This is a genomic window from Streptomyces sp. JNUCC 63, from assembly GCF_054366325.1.
Genome location: NZ_CM135963.1, coordinates 731,017 through 747,223 on the forward strand (window position 1 = coordinate 731,017; position 16,207 = coordinate 747,223).

Genomic DNA, 16,207 nt, shown 5'->3' on the forward strand with positions numbered 1-16,207 from the left:
CGCCCATCGCCGAACGGGACGGCGGCTTCCCCCTCGTGGACAGCCTTGCGCACGGCGGTCGCCGAGCTCGCGGACGAGGGCTTCGCGCGGCCGTCCGGTTGTACCGGCTGGCTCGTGCGGGACCTGGTATGTCACCTGATCATCGGCGCACAGGATGTCCTGATCACTCTCGCGACGCCCGCCGAGACGGAACCGACCCGCGACGCGGCGGCCTACTGGGACGTCACCGAAACGCCGCCGACCGGCGACGACCCGCTCGACGCACTGATCGTCCGGCTGGCCGCCGCGTACGAGGAGCCGCGACTGCTCAAGTTCCACCTCGACGACGTCGGCTCCGCCGCCGGTCGCGCAGCCGAACTCGCCGACCGCCGCATCGGCTGGGACAGGCTGCCCGTCATCGCGGGCCTGCTGACGCTCCTGGGCCTGCGCGTCAGGCTCCGGCAGAAGAACCTCCACGACACGAACCGCTTGCCCGCGGTCAATCCACCCGACCCCGCGCCCCCTTCCGCGAGCCACAAGGTCAACCGGACCGCCGACGGCAGCCACAACGACCTCGGCGAGCCACGCATGGGCATGGCGGGCACCCGCTTCGGCCGGAACATCCCGCTCGACCGGATCGCCCCGGCCACGCCCGCGGACGTACTGTCCAGGCCCAACCCGCGCGAGGTCAGCCGCGCCGTGCTCACCCGCCGTGAGCTGATCCCCGCCGAATCGGTCAACTCCCTGGTCGCCGCCTGGCTGCAGTTCATGATCCGCGACTGGTTCAGCCACGGCACGAGCCCCACGGACCGCCCCTGGGAAGTCCCCCTCATGGACGACGACCCGTGGCCGGAGAACCCCATGCGGATCATGCGGACACCGGACGACCCGACCCGCGACCCCCAGGCGTCGGCCGGGACGCCCGACACCCGTGTCAACGTCTCCTCCCACTGGTGGGACGCCTCCCAGATCTACGGGTCGAACGAGACGGAACAGCGGCTGATGCGCACCGGCGAGCTGGGCAAACTGCACTTGTGGGACGACGAGCAGTCCCCCATCCCCTCGGACCCCTCCCGAGACCCCTCACGGGTGCCCGGCTTCTGGCTGGGCCTCGCCATGATGCAGGATCTGTTCACCCGCGAGCACAACGCGATCTGCGACCACCTGCACGCCGCATACCCGTCCTGGGGTGACGAGGAGCTGTTCCAGCGCGCCCGGCTGGTCAACGCTGCCCTCCTCGCCAAAATCCACACGGTGGAGTGGACCCCGGCCGTGATCAGCCACCCCACCACCGTCAAGGCGCTGCGCGCCAACTGGTGGGGCATCGCGGGCGAACGCGTCCACAACCTCTTCGGCCGGATCAGCGACAGCGAGGTCATCAACGGAATCCCCGGCGGCGAGACGGACCACTACGGCGTCCCGTACGCGCTCACCGAGGAGTTCGTGGCGGTCTACCGCATGCACCCGCTCATCCGCGACGACTGGCACCTGCGCTCCGCCACCGACGACACGACCCTGCGCCACTGCACCCTCCGCGACATCTCGGGCCCGGGAGCACTGAAGTTCCTGGAGACCACGGGGATGGCCGATCTGCTCTACAGCTTCGGCACACTCCACCCCGGACTGGTCACCCTGCACAACCACCCTCGCTTCCTGCAGGAGTTCGAGCGTCCGGACGGGCGTCTGCAGGACCTCGCCGCCACCGACATCCTGCGCTCGAGGGAACTGGGCGTCCCCCGCTACAACGAGTTCCGGCGGCTGCTGCGGCTGAAGCCCGCGGAGAGCTTCGCGGAGCTGACGGACAATCCCGCGTGGGCCGCGGAGATCGAGCGGCTCTACGACGGCGACATCGAGAAGGTCGACCTGACGGTCGGGCTGTACGCGGAGAAACTGCCGGCCGGATTCGCCTTCAGCGACACGGCGTTCCGCATCTTCATCCTGATGGCCTCACGCCGGCTGAACAGCGACCGCTTCTTCACCGCGTACTACACCCCCGAGGTCTACTCCAGCGCTGGCATGGCCTGGATCGACGACAACAGCATGGTGACCGTGCTGCTGCGCCACCACCCCGAACTGCGCACGGCTCTCACAGGGCTGACGAACGCCTTCGTGCCGTGGCACACCGCCGGGCGGGAGGCGAACTGACATGGCAGCGCGGGACAGGGCGCACGAGGAGCGGCAGCGCCAGGTCGCGGCGGCCACCGGCCGGTACCGCGAGACCAGCGCCGAGCGGCGGGCGGTCGAGCGGCAGCAGGACGCCGGGGTGGACTTCCCGGATTCGCGGGAGGCACTCGCCGCGCGTGCCACTCGCTTGCTCGACCGGCATGCGGTGCCCGCTGCCATGGTGGTGGAAGCCGTCCGCGCGGAACCGCTGGCCGCCACCGACGCGTACGAACGCATCCTCGGGGTTTCCAAGGAACTGCAGGCGTGGAGCTTCCTGCCGCGCGGCGCCCGGGCGGCACGCACCGTCGCCCGGATCTCGGAGCGGGACGGCGGCCGCGAACTGCCGCTGGGCACCGGCTTCCTCGTGTCGCCGAGCCTGTTGATGACCAACCACCATGTGCTCCCCGACACGGCGGCCGCCCGGCAGTGCTTCGCGGAGTTCGACGCCCAGGTGACCGTCGACAACACACCGCAGCCGCCGACGCGGCTGGAACTGGACCCCGACGGTTTCTTCGTCGCGGACCAACGTCTCGACTTCGCCCTGGTGCTGGTCGCCGCCGGTCAGGACCAGCGGCCGCCGGGTGAGACGTTCGGCTGGAACCGGCTCAGCGTCCAGGGGGAAAACTGGTCATCGGCGAGCCGGTCAACGTAATCGGCCATCCCATGGGACGTCTCAAGGAGATCGCCGTCCGCGACAACATGCTTCAGGTGCGCCTCGACGACTTCCTCCACTACAAGACGGACACCGAGCCCGGCAATTCCGGCTCCCCGGTCTTCAATGACCAGTGGGAGGTCGTCGCGCTCCACCACAGCGGTGTGCCACGGACCGACGACCAGGGCCGCGTCCTGCGTGTCGACGGACAGCTCTGGGAGCCCGGTGACGGCGACGACGCCATCGACTGGATATCCAACGAAGGGGTCCGCATCAGCTCCATCCTGAAGCACCTCGCGACGCTGCCGCTCGCCTCCCGGCAGCGGGAGCTGCTGGCCGGGATGGGCCCGGAGTCGGGCCTGCGGCCGACACCGGCTCCCGCCGCTCCCGTGGCGGTCCCCGTCCCCGCCGGACCGCCCCCGGCCGCCGAGCGGGCCGTCGCACCTGCGGGCCTGCCGGCCCGGCCTGGCGCGTTCGGCGGTGGTCGGCATCTGGTCTTCCTGCACGGCCGCTCCCAGGAAGGCAAGGACCCCGGGATGCTGCGCCGTGAATGGGCGGCCGGGCTCAACCAGGGACTCATCCGTGCCGGGCTCGCCCCGATCGATCCGGCCGACGTCTGGTTCCCCTACTACGGCGACAGGCTGGCGCAGGCCCTCGCTGCGCACGAGGCCGTGCCGCGCGTCGTCGAGTCGACGGCCATCGTGGCGGCGGAGGCGGCCGCGCCGATCTCTCCTGAAGCCCGCGCGGTGTACGAGGACATCATCGGCGAGGCCGCCGCCAGGTGGGACATCCCGCAGGAGGGACTGCCGGTCGCCGAACGGATCGGCATTCCGGACGTGGTCGGGACCCTGCAGCGGCAACTGAGCTGGCTGGCCGCCAGGAGCGACCTCGACGCGTGGACCATCAGCCTGGTCTTCCGTGACGTGGCCGCCTACCTCGATGACCGGCGCATCCGGGGCGAGGTCCTGGACTGCGTGCTGGAGACGATGCCGGACGAGGGCGAGGTGGTCCTCGTCAGCCACAGCCTCGGTACGGTCGTCGGTATGGACCTCACCACGCGGCTCTCCCCCGGCGTGACGGCGATGCACCTCACCACGGCGGGCAGTCCGCTGGGCCTGGACAGCGTGTACCGCAGGCTGCTCATCGGCGGTCCGAAGCGTCCCGACAAGGTGGTGGACTGGCTCAACGCCTGGTGCCCGACCGACGCGGTGGCCATCGGCTGTCCTCTGCACGACGACTGGGCGGACGGACTGACCGACATCGCCGTCCTCAACGCCCGCGACCGGGCGCACAGCATCGTGGAGTACCTGTCCCACCCCGAGGTCGCCGCGGGGGTCGGCAGCCACCTGATGAATCGTTCCGGCACGGCCACCACGCAGACCGACTGCTCTGCCTGATCGAGGACGGACTGAGGTTGACGGGGTTGACCCTCGACGTTGTGGAGCCCGGCCCGCCGCAGCAGCTCTTGTGGAAGCGGCCGCACTCGAGCTCGCCGAGGTCTACAACGAGGTGGCCTGGCCCGGGCGGAGTGCCGGATCACGCGGCCTTAGCTTGTCGTTTATGTGACCCAATGCCGGGAAACCAAGCTCGAATTGGTCCGGCTCCAGCGGGATGCCGGACGGTCAATCCGCCGGGCCTCACCCCGCCTCCTGCCGGACGGCGGGTCGCTCCATGGCGTTGTCCAGATGAGTGATGACGGCCGGCACGTCATCACTCTCGGTACTCCGGATCAGCTGCAGGGCCGGGCGGACGAGGCCGCCCGGTCGCGCTATCAACCGTGCGAGCACGGCGGCCCGGATGTCGAGCCGCTGGATGGTGGCCTCGCGCTGCACTTCGTTCTGGCCGGCAAGCAGGACGGCGTTGTACCACGCCTCCTCGCGGGACTGACGAACACTGAAGTCGAGGATCCGCTCGTCGGCGCGGGCTCCGACCCGATCCAGCAGTGACAGGAATGGCGACAGGGCGCCGACCGAGTCCTGCACCGCCAGCACCACCCGCGCAAGGATGTCGTTGATCAGCAGAAAGTCGCGCCGCAACGCGTGGATGGCCTCGCCTGGGCTGGTCCGCGCGGCGGCGATGGCCAGGTCGAGGTTGATGTGCGCGTTCACGCCGAGTATCAGGTGCTGGACGATGATGGCGTCGGCGTCGTCGAGCAGCCCGAACGCCTCGCGCCAACAACGCGGCCCGCTCCGGTCACGACGCCAGGCGTCGTACGCGTCGAAGTAGCGGTTGCCGAAGAGCGTGTCGAAACGGTCCATTCGGGCGCCGTCGTCGAACAGCCCATCGTGAATGGCCGTGCGGACCTCAACGGTCACCTGTCGGTACAGCGCCGCGAAGTACCCGACCCGGTCACCGGCGCGGCCGGTCTCCCGCACGATCCCGGCAAGCCCGTCCACGACATCGTCGATGTTCTCTGCCGCCATGCCCAACTCCCCTCTCGCGGTACCCTCGTTCGGCCCGCACTCCGGCTGCTGTCCGCAGTACCGATTACAGCCCTGTCCTACCACCGCACACCGGGGAGCGTCCCCGCCCTACAGGAAACGGACGGGAGCCCCGACCCTGCACGTCGCCATCCCCGGGGCGGGCGACTGAATCCGCATCCGACATCCCGGTCACCGGTGGTCGGGCACAGCGCCTTCCCGTGGTGCCCGGTGCGGTGTCGCCGGGCACCACGGGAACCGGACTGCTACCAGATCGCCTCGACCCACTCCGGGTGGTCGATGAACGCGGTCAGTCAGCGAGACGTGGGGTGGCTGAGCGGCTTTGGTGAAGTTCACTGCTGATCCTTGGATGCGGGTCCGCTGGCGGGTCAGCGCCTGGTCCACGGCGGTGCCGATGGCTTCGATGCCGGTGTGGGCGCGGTGGGGACAGTCCTCGTACTCGGCCGAACGCCAGACGCGTTCGATGTCGTTGAGCTCAGGGCTGCGGGGCGGCAGGTAGAACAGCTCCACCCCGGTCGGCGGCAAGCCGCTCGGCGCACTGTGCGGCGGTCGGCTACTCGGCCGCCAGGACCTCGGCCAACTGGCCGATACTGAGGCCCCGCTCCTTCGCGAGCTCGGCAAGGTGGTCACGAGTCTCCTGCGGAACGTGGATCGTCGTCCTCACCATGGCGTCACTGCAGGGAGACCTCTGAGTAGCCCAACCGTACGAACGGCTCGATCAACCCGTCCAGGAACGTAAGGCCACCTGACCAGGCCGGATGATTCATCGGCACCTGCGGTGTCCCCGCGGGGGATCGGCCGAACGAACCAACCCAGGGCGTCGGCGAGAACAGCGGGGTGTTGATCGGGTAGTCATAAGTCATGGCCATGGGATATCCGCAAGCTTTGAGTGTGACACCCGGCGCAACCCTGACGCTCCATGTGCAGAGCGATGCGCCGATGTTCCGATTCGATTTCTTCCGGCAGGGCGTTTCGGTCGAGCCGATGGGGAGCTCACCGTTTTTCCCTGGTCCCGCACCTGCGGGGCAACCCGTTTCGGACGTGGACTTCGGCTGGAACGGATTCAACTTCGATGTGCCCGGCACGTGGAAGTCGGGGGTCTATGTTGCCGTGATCGTCGAATGGGACGGCACCGGCCTGCCACCCCCGGTTGTTCAGCCGACCTCGCTCTTCGCCCCTGACGGACAGCTGCTGTTCGTGGTGAAGAGCACCACCCCTGGCCGGAACACGATTCTCTACAAGGTTCCGATCTTCACCTATCACGGATACAACGCAACGGGTGGTGCATCCTTCTACCAGGGCGGGGTGCCGTCGGTGCCACCCGATCCGCCCGGCATCAAGCTGACGCTCATGCGACCCGGCAGCGGCACCGGAGGCGTCCTGCAATTTCCGGAGCCGGACTGCTACGATTCGAGCCTTCACCCGGCGACCTTCGTGTACTGGGACGCGCCGTTCATCGCCTGGCTGGAGGAGCGCTATTCGGTCGACTACTGCACGGACCTCGACATCCACGCCGATGCCGCGCTGCTGGGTAACTACAGGCTGCTCCTGAGCGTCGGGCATGACGAGTACTGGAGCGAGCCACTGCGGTCGCATATCGAGGAATTCATCGCCTCGGGTGGGAACGTGGCGTTCTTCAGTGGGAATGTCTGCTACTGGCGGGTGCATATTGTCGACGGCTATACCTCGATGATCTGCAGTAAATCTCCCCCGACGGATCTGTGGTGGAGCGGCGTTCCGGCTGTCCCGGAGAATTCTGTGACCGGGGTGAGCTGGCGTAATGGCGGTGGATGGTACGTATGCGATCCCCCACGGCCCCAGATCGGATACACCGTTCAGTTCACCGGCCACTGGGTTTTTGAGGGGACCGGACTCTCCGAGGGACAAGTCATCGGGAGCACCGTCGTGCCGCCCGTGATCGGTTACGAGTGCGACGGTGCGCAGTTCCAGTACGACGGCGCGAACCATGCGGTCCCGACCACGAAGGACCAAACGCCCGACAGTTTCATCGTTCTCGGTGTCGGGGTGCTGGGTTCCGGCTGGGCGTTTGACCCGCGCGAGCCGGGAGCCGTGGGTCCGCGTGCGGCAACCATGGGTGTTTACGCGAACAACGGCACCGCCTTCACGGCGGCGACCACCGAGTGGCCCCGTGTTGCCGTCAAAGGCCAGGACGCCGCTGTCACGAAGATCACCGAGAACGTGGTCGACGTCCTGTCCGAGCTCGTCACGGTCGACATCACCGGGATTACGGGCAGAACCGTCCACGGCCCGGTCACCTCCTGGCAGACGCCGGGCGGCTCGTTTGCCGTTGAGTACCTCGGCGGTGTGGATGCCAGTGGCGACGTGGTCGTGTTCTCGTTTTCGCAGCAGGCCGGCTGGCAGGCGGCCGACGTCTCCGTGGTCTCCGGTCGCACTCTCGCGCCGGGGGCGCCGCTCACCTCATGGCAGGTGCCGGACGGTCCCTCTACTGGTGAACATCTTGGCGGCGTCGATGCCGGCGGCAACGTGATCGTGTTCGCCCGGTCGCCGGAAGTCAATTGGCAGGCGGTGAACGTGTCCGCGGTCACCGCTCCCAGCTTCACGGCGGGGGCGCCGCTCACCTCGTTCCAGGTGCCCAACACCTCGGGGGTGCCGGGAGGTCCGTCGGTCACCGAGTTTCTTGGCGGTGTCGATATCGGCGGCCACGTGATCGTGTTCTCCTGGACGCCGGAGGTCGGCTGGCTTGCGGTGGACGTCTCCGTGATCACCGGTCGTACCCTCGCGCCGGGCACGCCGCTCACGTCCTGGCAGGTGCCGGACGGTGTCGCTGTGGTCGCGTATCTTGCCGGCGTCGATCCCAGCGGAAATGTGATCGTGTTCTGGTCGCGGAATGCCGAGGCAGGCTGGCAGGCAGCGGACGTCGCGTTCTCCGGCCGAACGTTCGTGCCAGGTGTACCACTCACCTCCTGGCAGGTACCGGACGGTCGCTCCGCTGTTGGGAGGTTCAGCGCCGTCGATACCGACGGCAACGTGGTTGTCTTCTCCTCCTCGTCGCCCCAGACCGGTTGGCTTGCGGTGGATGCCTCCGCGGCCTCCGGCCAGTCCCTGGTCGGCGGGGTCACGAGTTGGCAGGTGGGTCGCCCGGGGCTTCGCACACCGCTGGTTGTCGAGAAGCTTGCTGGGGTAAGCCCGGGCGGTGACGTACAGGTTCTCGCGCGGTCGCCCGCGCACGACTGGTCATCCTTCAATGTCTCCAGGCATACGGGGACGAGCTTCACCACCGCACCCGCGAGTTGGAAGGTTCCGTACGGGCCGTACGTCATCGAACGCCTTGCGGCTCCGACCCCGAGTGGCAGCTTGGCGCTGATCGCATGGAGAACACCGAACTGAGCTGTCGTGTTCGAGGCGGAAGGGCACTGCCGAGTACGAGCAGGCATTGGACGCCGTGGTCGAGATCCTGCGGGCTCGGGCTCGCCGAGGGGACGAGCCTCTTCAGTACGGCCGGCTGAGCACCGAACTGGTGCGGCTCGGAGATCATGTCCCGCCCCACGAGGGCCCGATGCCGTACCTGCTGGAGGACGCCTCCGTGCAGGAGAGCCCGGACGGGTCGCTCCCTCTCCTGTCGGCCCTCGTGGTACTCAAGGAGACCGGTCGCCCGTCCGGCGGCTTCTTCAAACTGGCCCGCCGAGCCCCCTACCAGCGGTCCGGTGACGACACGGAACTGTGGATCCGTGAGCTTGAGCTTCCCCCGCTGTGCGGGAGGTGCTGATCAGCTGGTCAGGAGGGGTTGGCGGGGTTTCAGGTTCACCGGTTCGGCCGTTGCCTGGTTGGCGTAGTGCTTCTCCTCGAACTCGATGGGGCTGAGGTAGCCGAGTCGTTTCTGGATGCGACGGGGGTTGTAGAACCCGTCGACGTACTCGAAGAGCGCCAGGTTCGCCTCGGCCCGGGTGGCGAACACCCGGCCGCGGATGCACTCGGTCTTGATCAGCATCCACAGGTTCTCCGCCAGGGCATTGTCGAACGAGTCCCCGACCGAGCCCATGGACGCCTGAACTCCTGCCCGTAACAAGCGGGTTGTGAGCTTGATGGACGTGTACTGGCAGCCGTGGTCGGCATGATGAATGAGCGTGCCGGGCTCGACCTTGCGGCTGGCCAGGGCGTACTCCAGCGTGGTGAGGACCAGGTCGGCGTCCGCGCGGGCGGAGGTCTCCCAGGCCACCACCCGGCGGGAGAAGGCGTCCCGGATCGCCGACAGCCACAGCGGGCCCTCACCGGTGGGGATCATCGTGAGGTCGGTGACCCACAGCCGGTCGGGCGCCCGGGCCGTGAAGTCGCGCTGCACCAGGTCCGGGGCGGGCGTGGCCGCGGGGTCCCGGCGGGTGAAGCCCTTGCCCCTGCGGCGCGGGCTGATGCCCGTCAGAGCGGCCTGGCGCATCAGGCGCTCGACCCGCTTGCGGCCCACGTGCACGCCCTCCCGCTTGAGGACGGCATGCACCCGCGGAGAGCCGTAGATCCCGCCGGAGTCGGCGTGGATCTGCTTGATCTGCTCGGTCAGCTCCGCGTCCCGCCGGCGCCGTTCGCACGGCTGCTCGGCCGCACGGCGCCAGCGGTAGTAGGTGGAGGAGGCGATGTGCAGTTCCCGGAGGACGGGCTCGACACCGAGGTCACCGCGTTCGGTCAGGAACGTCAGTACCTGCGCCGGGTCGTGTCGAGTTCCTGGGCGAAAAAAGCCGAGGCGGCCCTGAGGATCTCGTTGGCCCGCTTGAGCTGCGTGTTCTCCCTGCGCAGGGCGGCGAGTTCCTCGCGCTCGGCGGTGGTCAGCCGGTCGTCGCGCTCGCCGGCGTCGGCCTCGGCCTGCCGGATCCAGCCGCGCAGGGCCTCGGGATGCACGCCGAGCTCCTCGGCCATGCGGCGGATCACCGGCTTCGGTTCGGCCGCGCGGTACATCCGCACCGCACGCTCACGCAACTCCAGCGGGTACTTTCTGGGAGCAGCCATGGTCTGGGTTCCTCTCATGAGAACCATCCGACCCTCTGTCACCCTCAGCCGCATCCCGGGGGAACCTCAGCTGAGGAACCTGGCGGAGCACTACGCCGAGCACTCACGTGTCCTGGGCGCACCTGCGCCGGATCTTTTCGCGCTGCTACTTACGATTCCAGCTGCCGACCGCCCCCTACCTGTCCTCTCCCGTCCGCTGGCCGACGGCCTCCGTCGGGGCACGTCCATGGGGATCGGAGGGCGAAGTGGTCAGCGCCGGGAGGGGAACCTCTGCCCAGGTGGTCTTGGTGTACTCGTCGAGGACGGTACATCCCCAGCGGTCCGCGTACGCCTCGACGAGAAGCAGCCCACGGCCCGACGTCGCGTCGGCGTGCGGGGGCGGGGCGGCGGGGTGCGGGGGCAGGCGCTCGGGGCGGGTGTCCGTCACTTCGATCCGCAGGCTCTGCGGCAGGAGGAGCAGCGTCAGCCGGAAGTCGCGGCCAGGGAGGCTGCCGTGACGGATCGCGTTGGAGGCCAGCTCGGCCGTGACGAGGGCGAGGGTTCGTGCGGGTTCGGCATCGTGCGGGAGGCCGGTCCACTCGGTGAGCTGCTGGACGGCGAGGTGCCGGGCCAGTCGGGCGCCGCGTCTGGTGCTGCTGAAGCGCATGGTCAGCCGGTGGGTGGCGGGGGTGTGGGGTGGCGCCGTCTCGTCGGTGAACTGATGTTGTGTCACGGGGTCAGCGTGGGCGGGTGAGTGTGCCGCTGGCCAGGTACGTCGGCCGTACGTCGGGCTTGTCGTACGGAGGGGGCGGTTCGCTGGTGCCCTTGTTGTACGGGGGCTTGTACGGGTGCTGTACGGGCCACACGCCGTGCCCTCGTTCCTGCGGGTCGCGTTGGACATGGCCCCGGTGGCATGCGGGTGACGAGCGTAGCCGTGGGTGGTGGGCGGGGTGGCAACTCAGGGGACGGAAGGGCGTGGGAGCGTGAAGGCGGTACGGGGCACGCGAGCTGTCCTCGCCCCGGATGCCCGACTCGAAACGATCTTCTTCGACGAAGAGGTGATCTTCTTCAGCAAAAAGGACATGTCTCCTGTACAACCCTTCCTCCCCATGCGGTGTCAAACAAGGCACCGGACATAGGAACGGGACCTATCCGGACACCCCCGCGCCCCGAGCCAGCCGGTCGTATCTGAGCCAAGGAGCCGCTCATGCGCAAGCACCGCTCGGCCGCCGTCGCGGCGGCATCGTTTCTCCTCGTGACGGGCGCGGCCATCGCGACCGCTCCGAGCGCCTACGCCGGAACACCCGGCGGAACACACGCCAACGACCGCAACACCGACTTCAACGGCGACGGATACGACGACGTGCTCGTCGGCGCCCCCGGGGCGGCGGTCGGCAAACACAAGGGCGCCGGCATGGTGACCGTGCAGTACGGCGGCCCCAAGGGCATCGGCACGACCAGGGGCAAGGCCTTCAGCCAGAACTCCCCGGGCGTCCCCGGCGCCGCCGAGACCGGTGACAACTTCGGCAAGTCGCTGGCCACCGGCGACCTCGACGGCGACGGCTACGACGACGCGGTCATCGGCATCCCCGGCGAGGACCTCGGCGCCGTCGCCGACGCGGGCGCCGCGGTCGTCCTGTGGGGCACGCCGAAGGGCCTCACCGGATCGGCCAGCACCTGGCTGCAGTCCGACCACCTCACCCGGGGTGGCAGGTTCGGCGCCTCGCTCGCCGCGGCCCGCTTCGACGACACCACTCCGGGCGACTCCCTCGCCGTCATGGACTCGGTCGGGCTGACGATCTACACCTTCGAGCCCGCCCCCCAGCCCACCGCCAAGAACGCGGACGCGCAGGCACGGCGGCCGGTGCGGAAGTCGCGCACCACGCTCACCTCGCCTCCGCGGAAGACCCTCGGCAAGGCCTCCGCCGCCAACGCGCCGGGCATCCGGCCCAAGTCGATGACCACGGGCGACTACGACAACAACGGCTTCGCCGACCTGGTCGTCTCCGGCACCAGCGTGGGCGGCGAGCCGGGCTACGGCTGGTCGTACATCCTGCCCGGCACCGCGTCGAACGAAGAGCCGCTGCCGATCACCGCGGTGCGCGGCGGCCCGGTCGTCGCGTCCGGCGACATCAACCGCGACGGCTACGACGACCTGGTCACCGGCGAGCCGCACAGCCCGGACGACGGCGGCGAGAACATGACCGGCGGCATGGTCGGCGTCTACTACGGCAGTGCGGACGGGCCCGCCGGCCGGGAGGGGCCGGGCACCCCTCCCGTGTGGTGGACCCAGAACTCGGCGGGCGTGCCGGGCACGAACGAGCGGGGCGACGGCTTCGGCACCGACCTCTCCGTCGGCGACAGCAACGGCGACGGATACGCGGACGTGGCGATCGGTGTCGCGGGCGAGGACATCGGCGCCGTCGCCGACGCGGGCGCCGTCACGGTCCTGCGTGGCTCGGCCAAGGGCCTGACGTCCACCGGCGCACTGTCCGTGCACCAGGGCACCAAGAACGTCCCGGGCACCGTCGAGAAGGGCGACAAGTTCGGCGGCCAGGTCTCCTTCACCGACCCGAACGGCGACGGCCGCTTCGGCCTGCTCGTCTCGGCACCCGGCGAGAACACGAACGACGGCTACGTCTGGGTGTTCTCCGCGGGCCGCTCGGGCCTGACCACCTCCGGCTCCTGGAACTACGGCCTGCGCGCGTTCGGCGGCCTGCCGACGGACGCGCTGTACGGGGCGGCGATCGACGACTAGGACGTGTGCCGAGTTCAGATCTTCAGGTGGGCTGGAGGCTGCGGAGCCAGATGACGGCTCCACATCGCGGGCATCTTCCTCCGGCCCGCCCGACAGTCCGAGTGAAACTGCCTGGTCTCGGTCGGTGACCTGTGTGTTGTTCAGTGGCCGATGCTGTCCAGTTCGGCCATGTCCTCGTCGGAAAGGGAGAGCCCGGCGCCTGCGATGTTTTCGCGCAGGTGGGCGGTGGACGACGTACCGGGGATGAGCAGGATGTTCGGCGAGCGTTGCAGCAGCCAGGCCAGCGCGACCGACATCGGCGTCGCCTCCAGCCGGCTCGCGACCTTCGAGAGCGCCTCGGACTGTAGCGGCGTGAAGCCTCCCAGGGGGAAGAACGGCACATAGGCGATGCCGTCGGTGGCGAGGCGGTCCACGAGGTCGTCGTCGTGGCGGTGGGCGAGGTTGTACATGTTCTGCACGCACACGATCGGGGCGATGCCGCGTGCCTCGGCGACCTGCTCCGGGGTGACGTTGCTGACGCCGAGGTGGCGGATCAGGCCCTCTCGCTGGAGGTCGACGAGCGTCTCGAATGCTTCGGTGATCGAGCCGGGCTGGGAGCCCTGAGCGTCGCCCATGCGCATGTTGACCAGGTCGAGAGCCTCGACGCCGAGGGATTCGAGGTTCTCGTGGACCTGCTTGCGCAGGTCTGCGGGGCGCCGGGCCGTGGGCCAGCCGCCCTGTGCGTCGCGGGTCGCGCCCACCTTGGTGGCGATGAACAGCGACTCCGGGTAGGGGTGCAGCGCGTCGCGGATCAGCTCATTCGTGATGCGCGGTCCGTAGGCGTCGCTGGTGTCGATGTGGGTGATCCCGAGGCTGACTGCCTCGCGCAGGACGGCCAGGGCGCCGTCGCGGTCGGCGGGCGGGCCCATGACCCACGGACCGGCGAGCTGCATCGCGCCGTAGCCGAACCGGGTGACGGTCGAGTCACCCAGCGTCCAGGTTCCGCCTGGAAGAGCTGTGGAGGGCGTGTTCATCACAGTGCCTTTCGCTTCTTGCCAGGGGTGGTGTCTCCGGCCCCCTTGGACCAGTGTTGGAGAGATACTTCCTTGCGGGAAGTAGGCACTCTGAAGTGCGTAACCAACCCAGAGGGTGAGAGGCGGGATCAGTGGCGACGACGAAGGCCGACAAGAAGGCACAGGCCAAGGCGGAGTACAACGCGTTCCTGGCGGTGTGCCCCAGCCGTCAGCTTCTCGACCGGATCTCCGACAAGTGGGTCGTCCTGATCCTGTGCGCACTGGGCGGTAGCGCGCCCGTGCGGTCCGGTGCACCGCACGCCCCGAAGGCGATGCGCTACTCCGAGCTCGCCCGGCTACTGGCCGGCGTCAGCCAGAAGATGCTGACCCAGACCCTGCGAGCCCTCGAACGCGACGGCTTGCTCACCCGCACCGTGACGCCCACGGTCCCCGTCACCGTCACCTACGAGCTGACCGACCTCGGCCTCTCGCTCCACCACCTGACACGCGGGCTCCGACAGTGGGCGCAGACCCACATGGACCAAGTCCTCGCCAACCGCGAGAAGCACGACGCACGAGCTTCCCGGCCTTGACGGCGTTCTCCCGTCCCTGCTGCAGGCTGATGCGTACCTGGCCTTGAGTGACGTGCAGTGGGCGCGGATCGAGCCACTCTTTCCGGACCGGACGCCGCGACCGGGCCCGCGGCCGGAAACAACAAGCGGCTGATCCGAACGAAACCGCCCAAGGACACGTCTCGGAACAACACGCCGGCGGGACTGCGGTTCATCGATCCTTGAGGGCCTTGGCGAGGGGCCCCGCGAATCGGGGACGGCGATCGGACAGGACCGCCGTCCCCCCGCTACCACCGATGGTTCAGAGAATCCTGATCCCGGTTAAGTTGACCCCACCCGACTGATTCGGCCAGGTGAAGACGGTCCACTTGTTGATCGGGGTATCGGGCTGCCACCTTCCGTCCCCGTGCCACTGGACCCGGTTGTTGCCGGTCGAAATCTGCGTGATCCACCAACCGCTGCCGAATCCCACGGTTCCGGCGTTGGCGTAACACAGGTGTTGGGTGGACCCATTGGTCGGGTGAATGTAGATCTGCAGGAACTCGTTCGAGCTGCACGATACCTGGTTGATCGCGGACGCCTGCGTCGTGGTGGCGAGGGTGAGTGAGGCCGCCGCCGCGACGGTCGTCAGCGCGGACAGGACCACTCGTTTGACTCTTTGGTTCATGGAACTTCTCCTTTTCGTGTCGTGCTGGAGGGCCGGACGGTGGTGCGGTCTGGCACAGTGCCGTCCGGAGTCGAGGGGTGAGGCTTCGGTTCAGGTCGTGTCAGACGCGGCCAGGAGGTGTGCGGCCCGGTCGACCTGCGCCTGAACCTGTTTCTTGTAGCCGGTCAGGACTTTGGTGTTGGCGGATATGAGCTGCTGCTGGTATCCGGTGAGGACGGCGAAGTAGACGGCGGCCAGATTCGATGACCGCGTGCAGGACTCGTCGGCCGTGGCCGCGGCGATCTCCTTCGCGGTCACCTTCTTGGCGTTCAGGAAGCCGTTGGCCAGCTGCTCGGGATCGTCGGCCGGGTGTCCCGCCGTGCTCATGCAGGCCGACCAGCGTTCACGCGCGGCGCCGACCCGGCTGTCCGCGGCCGCCTGCTGGAACGACTGGCCGAACAGGTCCTGGGTGAGCTTCCAGCCCCGGGTGCCGGCGAGAGACGGCACTTGCTTGTCCGCCTTGTCCCAGCAGGCGTTGTAGTCCTTCAATTCCTGGCCGGTCGGGCCCTGGGTGGCCGGAAGGGGAACTCCGACGTGGAAACCGATGCGCTTGGCGGTCGCACTGCCGATGTAACCCCAGGCGCCGGCCGGGCGGATCGCTTCTTTTTCTTCTTTCGTCTTCGCGGCGGTCCGGGTCTTCTTCCGGCCTGAATAGCTTGTGTATCCCCGGTTTTGCATGCAGCGGGCGACCAGCGCCTCGTTCGTCCGGTACAGCAGGACGTCGTCCTGCTCGGAGGTGCCGTAGGCGGACAGCGGCAGCCGTGTCAGTCCGTCGTATCCGGTGGCGGGCGCTGTAGGTGTGGCCGCGATGGCCGGCGGAGTCGGCGTCACACGCGCCGCGCTGTCGGCGAGGCCCGCGGAGCAGCCGGTGGCCAGCAGACCGGCAGCGATCACCGTGATGGAGGTCATGCTCACGACGGGCCGAACGGCTCGCCGCGCGCCGGGGGCGACTCGGACGGATCTCATGCTGGACTTGCCCTTTCCGGGA

The 16,207-nt window shown here is 68.7% G+C and carries 18 protein-coding genes; 7 read left to right on the plus strand and 11 right to left on the minus strand.

Annotated elements, in window-relative coordinates; all coding sequences use genetic code 11:
* Positions 1-45 precede the first annotated feature (45 nt).
* Genes ACX25U_RS03410 through ACX25U_RS03420 form a run of 3 tightly spaced genes read left to right on the plus strand, consistent with a single transcriptional unit; the run spans position 46 to position 4,191 of the window.
* Positions 46-2,124 (plus strand): peroxidase family protein, encoded by a 2,079-nt coding sequence (locus ACX25U_RS03410; RefSeq protein ID WP_454388926.1) that lies wholly within the window; start codon positions 46-48, stop codon positions 2,122-2,124.
* Between the two features lies 1 nt (position 2,125).
* A complete protein-coding gene (locus ACX25U_RS03415; protein WP_454388928.1) occupies positions 2,126-2,794 on the plus strand; it encodes a trypsin-like serine peptidase in 669 nt (222 codons plus the stop codon).
* A gap of 11 nt (positions 2,795-2,805) precedes the next feature.
* Positions 2,806-4,191 (plus strand): trypsin-like serine peptidase, encoded by a 1,386-nt coding sequence (locus ACX25U_RS03420; protein WP_454388930.1) that lies wholly within the window; start codon positions 2,806-2,808, stop codon positions 4,189-4,191.
* A 240-nt stretch (positions 4,192-4,431) separates the two neighbouring features.
* Here ACX25U_RS03420 and ACX25U_RS03425 read toward each other — a convergent pair whose 3' ends face one another.
* The 4 genes from ACX25U_RS03425 to ACX25U_RS03440 all read right to left on the minus strand — a co-directional run bounded on the left by ACX25U_RS03425 (position 4,432) and on the right by ACX25U_RS03440 (position 6,098).
* A complete protein-coding gene (locus tag ACX25U_RS03425; protein WP_454388932.1) occupies positions 4,432-5,217 on the minus strand; it encodes a DUF5995 family protein in 786 nt (261 codons plus the stop codon).
* A 189-nt stretch (positions 5,218-5,406) separates the two neighbouring features.
* Positions 5,407-5,745: a transposase gene (locus ACX25U_RS03430; RefSeq protein ID WP_454394790.1), complete on the minus strand. Its 339-nt coding sequence runs from the start codon at positions 5,743-5,745 to the stop codon at positions 5,407-5,409.
* A gap of 43 nt (positions 5,746-5,788) precedes the next feature.
* On the minus strand, positions 5,789-5,902 hold the full coding sequence (locus ACX25U_RS03435; protein ID WP_454388934.1) for a ribbon-helix-helix protein, CopG family: 114 nt from the start codon (positions 5,900-5,902) through the stop codon (positions 5,789-5,791).
* Positions 5,903-5,906: 4 nt separating this feature from the next.
* Complete coding sequence (locus tag ACX25U_RS03440; RefSeq protein WP_454388936.1) at positions 5,907-6,098, minus strand: hypothetical protein; 192 nt, start codon at positions 6,096-6,098, stop codon at positions 5,907-5,909.
* Between ACX25U_RS03440 and ACX25U_RS03445 the strand changes: the two genes are divergently transcribed.
* Complete coding sequence (locus ACX25U_RS03445; protein WP_454388938.1) at positions 6,097-8,604, plus strand: N,N-dimethylformamidase beta subunit family domain-containing protein; 2,508 nt, start codon at positions 6,097-6,099, stop codon at positions 8,602-8,604. The genes ACX25U_RS03440 and ACX25U_RS03445 overlap by 2 nt on opposite strands.
* Before the next feature lie 55 nt (positions 8,605-8,659).
* Entirely contained in the window at positions 8,660-8,983 is a 324-nt protein-coding gene (locus ACX25U_RS03450; protein ID WP_454394792.1) for a hypothetical protein, read from the plus strand.
* Here the strand turns inward: ACX25U_RS03450 and ACX25U_RS03455 are convergent, their stop codons facing one another.
* The 4 genes from ACX25U_RS03455 to ACX25U_RS03470 form a co-directional block, all read right to left on the minus strand.
* Complete coding sequence (locus tag ACX25U_RS03455) at positions 8,984-9,904, minus strand: IS3 family transposase (RefSeq protein WP_454394794.1); 921 nt, start codon at positions 9,902-9,904, stop codon at positions 8,984-8,986.
* Positions 9,901-10,212 (minus strand): transposase, encoded by a 312-nt coding sequence (locus tag ACX25U_RS03460; RefSeq protein ID WP_454388940.1) that lies wholly within the window; start codon positions 10,210-10,212, stop codon positions 9,901-9,903. Before ACX25U_RS03460 ends, ACX25U_RS03455 begins: the two co-directional genes overlap by 4 nt.
* Before the next feature lie 175 nt (positions 10,213-10,387).
* Positions 10,388-10,924, minus strand: a complete 537-nt coding sequence (locus tag ACX25U_RS03465) for an ATP-binding protein (RefSeq protein WP_454388942.1) — start codon at positions 10,922-10,924, stop codon at positions 10,388-10,390.
* A gap of 4 nt (positions 10,925-10,928) precedes the next feature.
* Positions 10,929-11,057, minus strand: coding sequence for a hypothetical protein (locus ACX25U_RS03470; RefSeq protein ID WP_454388944.1), 129 nt, complete (start codon positions 11,055-11,057; stop codon positions 10,929-10,931).
* A 341-nt stretch (positions 11,058-11,398) separates the two neighbouring features.
* Here ACX25U_RS03470 and ACX25U_RS03475 point away from each other — a divergent pair, with 341 nt between their 5' ends.
* Entirely contained in the window at positions 11,399-12,949 is a 1,551-nt protein-coding gene (locus tag ACX25U_RS03475) for an esterase (RefSeq protein ID WP_454388946.1), read from the plus strand.
* Positions 12,950-13,089: 140 nt separating this feature from the next.
* On the opposite strand, the gene ACX25U_RS03480 is transcribed toward ACX25U_RS03475, so the two are convergent.
* Positions 13,090-13,962, minus strand: coding sequence for an aldo/keto reductase family oxidoreductase (locus ACX25U_RS03480; protein ID WP_454388947.1), 873 nt, complete (start codon positions 13,960-13,962; stop codon positions 13,090-13,092).
* A 131-nt stretch (positions 13,963-14,093) separates the two neighbouring features.
* Here ACX25U_RS03480 and ACX25U_RS03485 point away from each other — a divergent pair, with 131 nt between their 5' ends.
* Positions 14,094-14,534 carry a winged helix-turn-helix transcriptional regulator gene (locus ACX25U_RS03485; RefSeq protein ID WP_454388949.1) on the plus strand — a complete coding sequence of 147 codons (441 nt, stop codon included), beginning with the start codon at positions 14,094-14,096 and terminating at the stop codon, positions 14,532-14,534.
* A gap of 280 nt (positions 14,535-14,814) precedes the next feature.
* Here ACX25U_RS03485 and ACX25U_RS03490 read toward each other — a convergent pair whose 3' ends face one another.
* Positions 14,815-15,180: a beta/gamma crystallin domain-containing protein gene (locus tag ACX25U_RS03490; RefSeq protein WP_454388951.1), complete on the minus strand. Its 366-nt coding sequence runs from the start codon at positions 15,178-15,180 to the stop codon at positions 14,815-14,817.
* A 90-nt stretch (positions 15,181-15,270) separates the two neighbouring features.
* Positions 15,271-16,128, minus strand: coding sequence for a hypothetical protein (locus ACX25U_RS03495; RefSeq protein ID WP_454388953.1), 858 nt, complete (start codon positions 16,126-16,128; stop codon positions 15,271-15,273).
* Positions 16,129-16,207 lie beyond the last annotated feature (79 nt).

What these genes read in the sequence shown, in the direction of transcription:
- ACX25U_RS03415 (WP_454388928.1), top strand. Translation starts at nt 2,126, where the DNA reads ATGGCAGCGCGGGACAGGGCGCACGAGGAGCGGCAGCGCCAGGTCGCG.
- ACX25U_RS03420 (WP_454388930.1), top strand. Translation starts at nt 2,806, where the DNA reads ATGGGACGTCTCAAGGAGATCGCCGTCCGCGACAACATGCTTCAGGTG.
- ACX25U_RS03425 (WP_454388932.1), bottom strand. Translation starts at nt 5,217, where the DNA reads ATGGCGGCAGAGAACATCGACGATGTCGTGGACGGGCTTGCCGGGATC.
- ACX25U_RS03435 (WP_454388934.1), bottom strand. Translation starts at nt 5,902, where the DNA reads ATGGTGAGGACGACGATCCACGTTCCGCAGGAGACTCGTGACCACCTT.
- ACX25U_RS03445 (WP_454388938.1), top strand. Translation starts at nt 6,097, where the DNA reads ATGGCCATGGGATATCCGCAAGCTTTGAGTGTGACACCCGGCGCAACC.
- ACX25U_RS03440 (WP_454388936.1), bottom strand. Translation starts at nt 6,098, where the DNA reads ATGACTTATGACTACCCGATCAACACCCCGCTGTTCTCGCCGACGCCC.
- ACX25U_RS03460 (WP_454388940.1), bottom strand. Translation starts at nt 10,212, where the DNA reads ATGGCTGCTCCCAGAAAGTACCCGCTGGAGTTGCGTGAGCGTGCGGTG.
- ACX25U_RS03475 (WP_454388946.1), top strand. Translation starts at nt 11,399, where the DNA reads ATGCGCAAGCACCGCTCGGCCGCCGTCGCGGCGGCATCGTTTCTCCTC.
- ACX25U_RS03480 (WP_454388947.1), bottom strand. Translation starts at nt 13,962, where the DNA reads ATGAACACGCCCTCCACAGCTCTTCCAGGCGGAACCTGGACGCTGGGT.
- ACX25U_RS03490 (WP_454388951.1), bottom strand. Translation starts at nt 15,180, where the DNA reads ATGAACCAAAGAGTCAAACGAGTGGTCCTGTCCGCGCTGACGACCGTC.
- ACX25U_RS03495 (WP_454388953.1), bottom strand. Translation starts at nt 16,128, where the DNA reads ATGACCTCCATCACGGTGATCGCTGCCGGTCTGCTGGCCACCGGCTGC.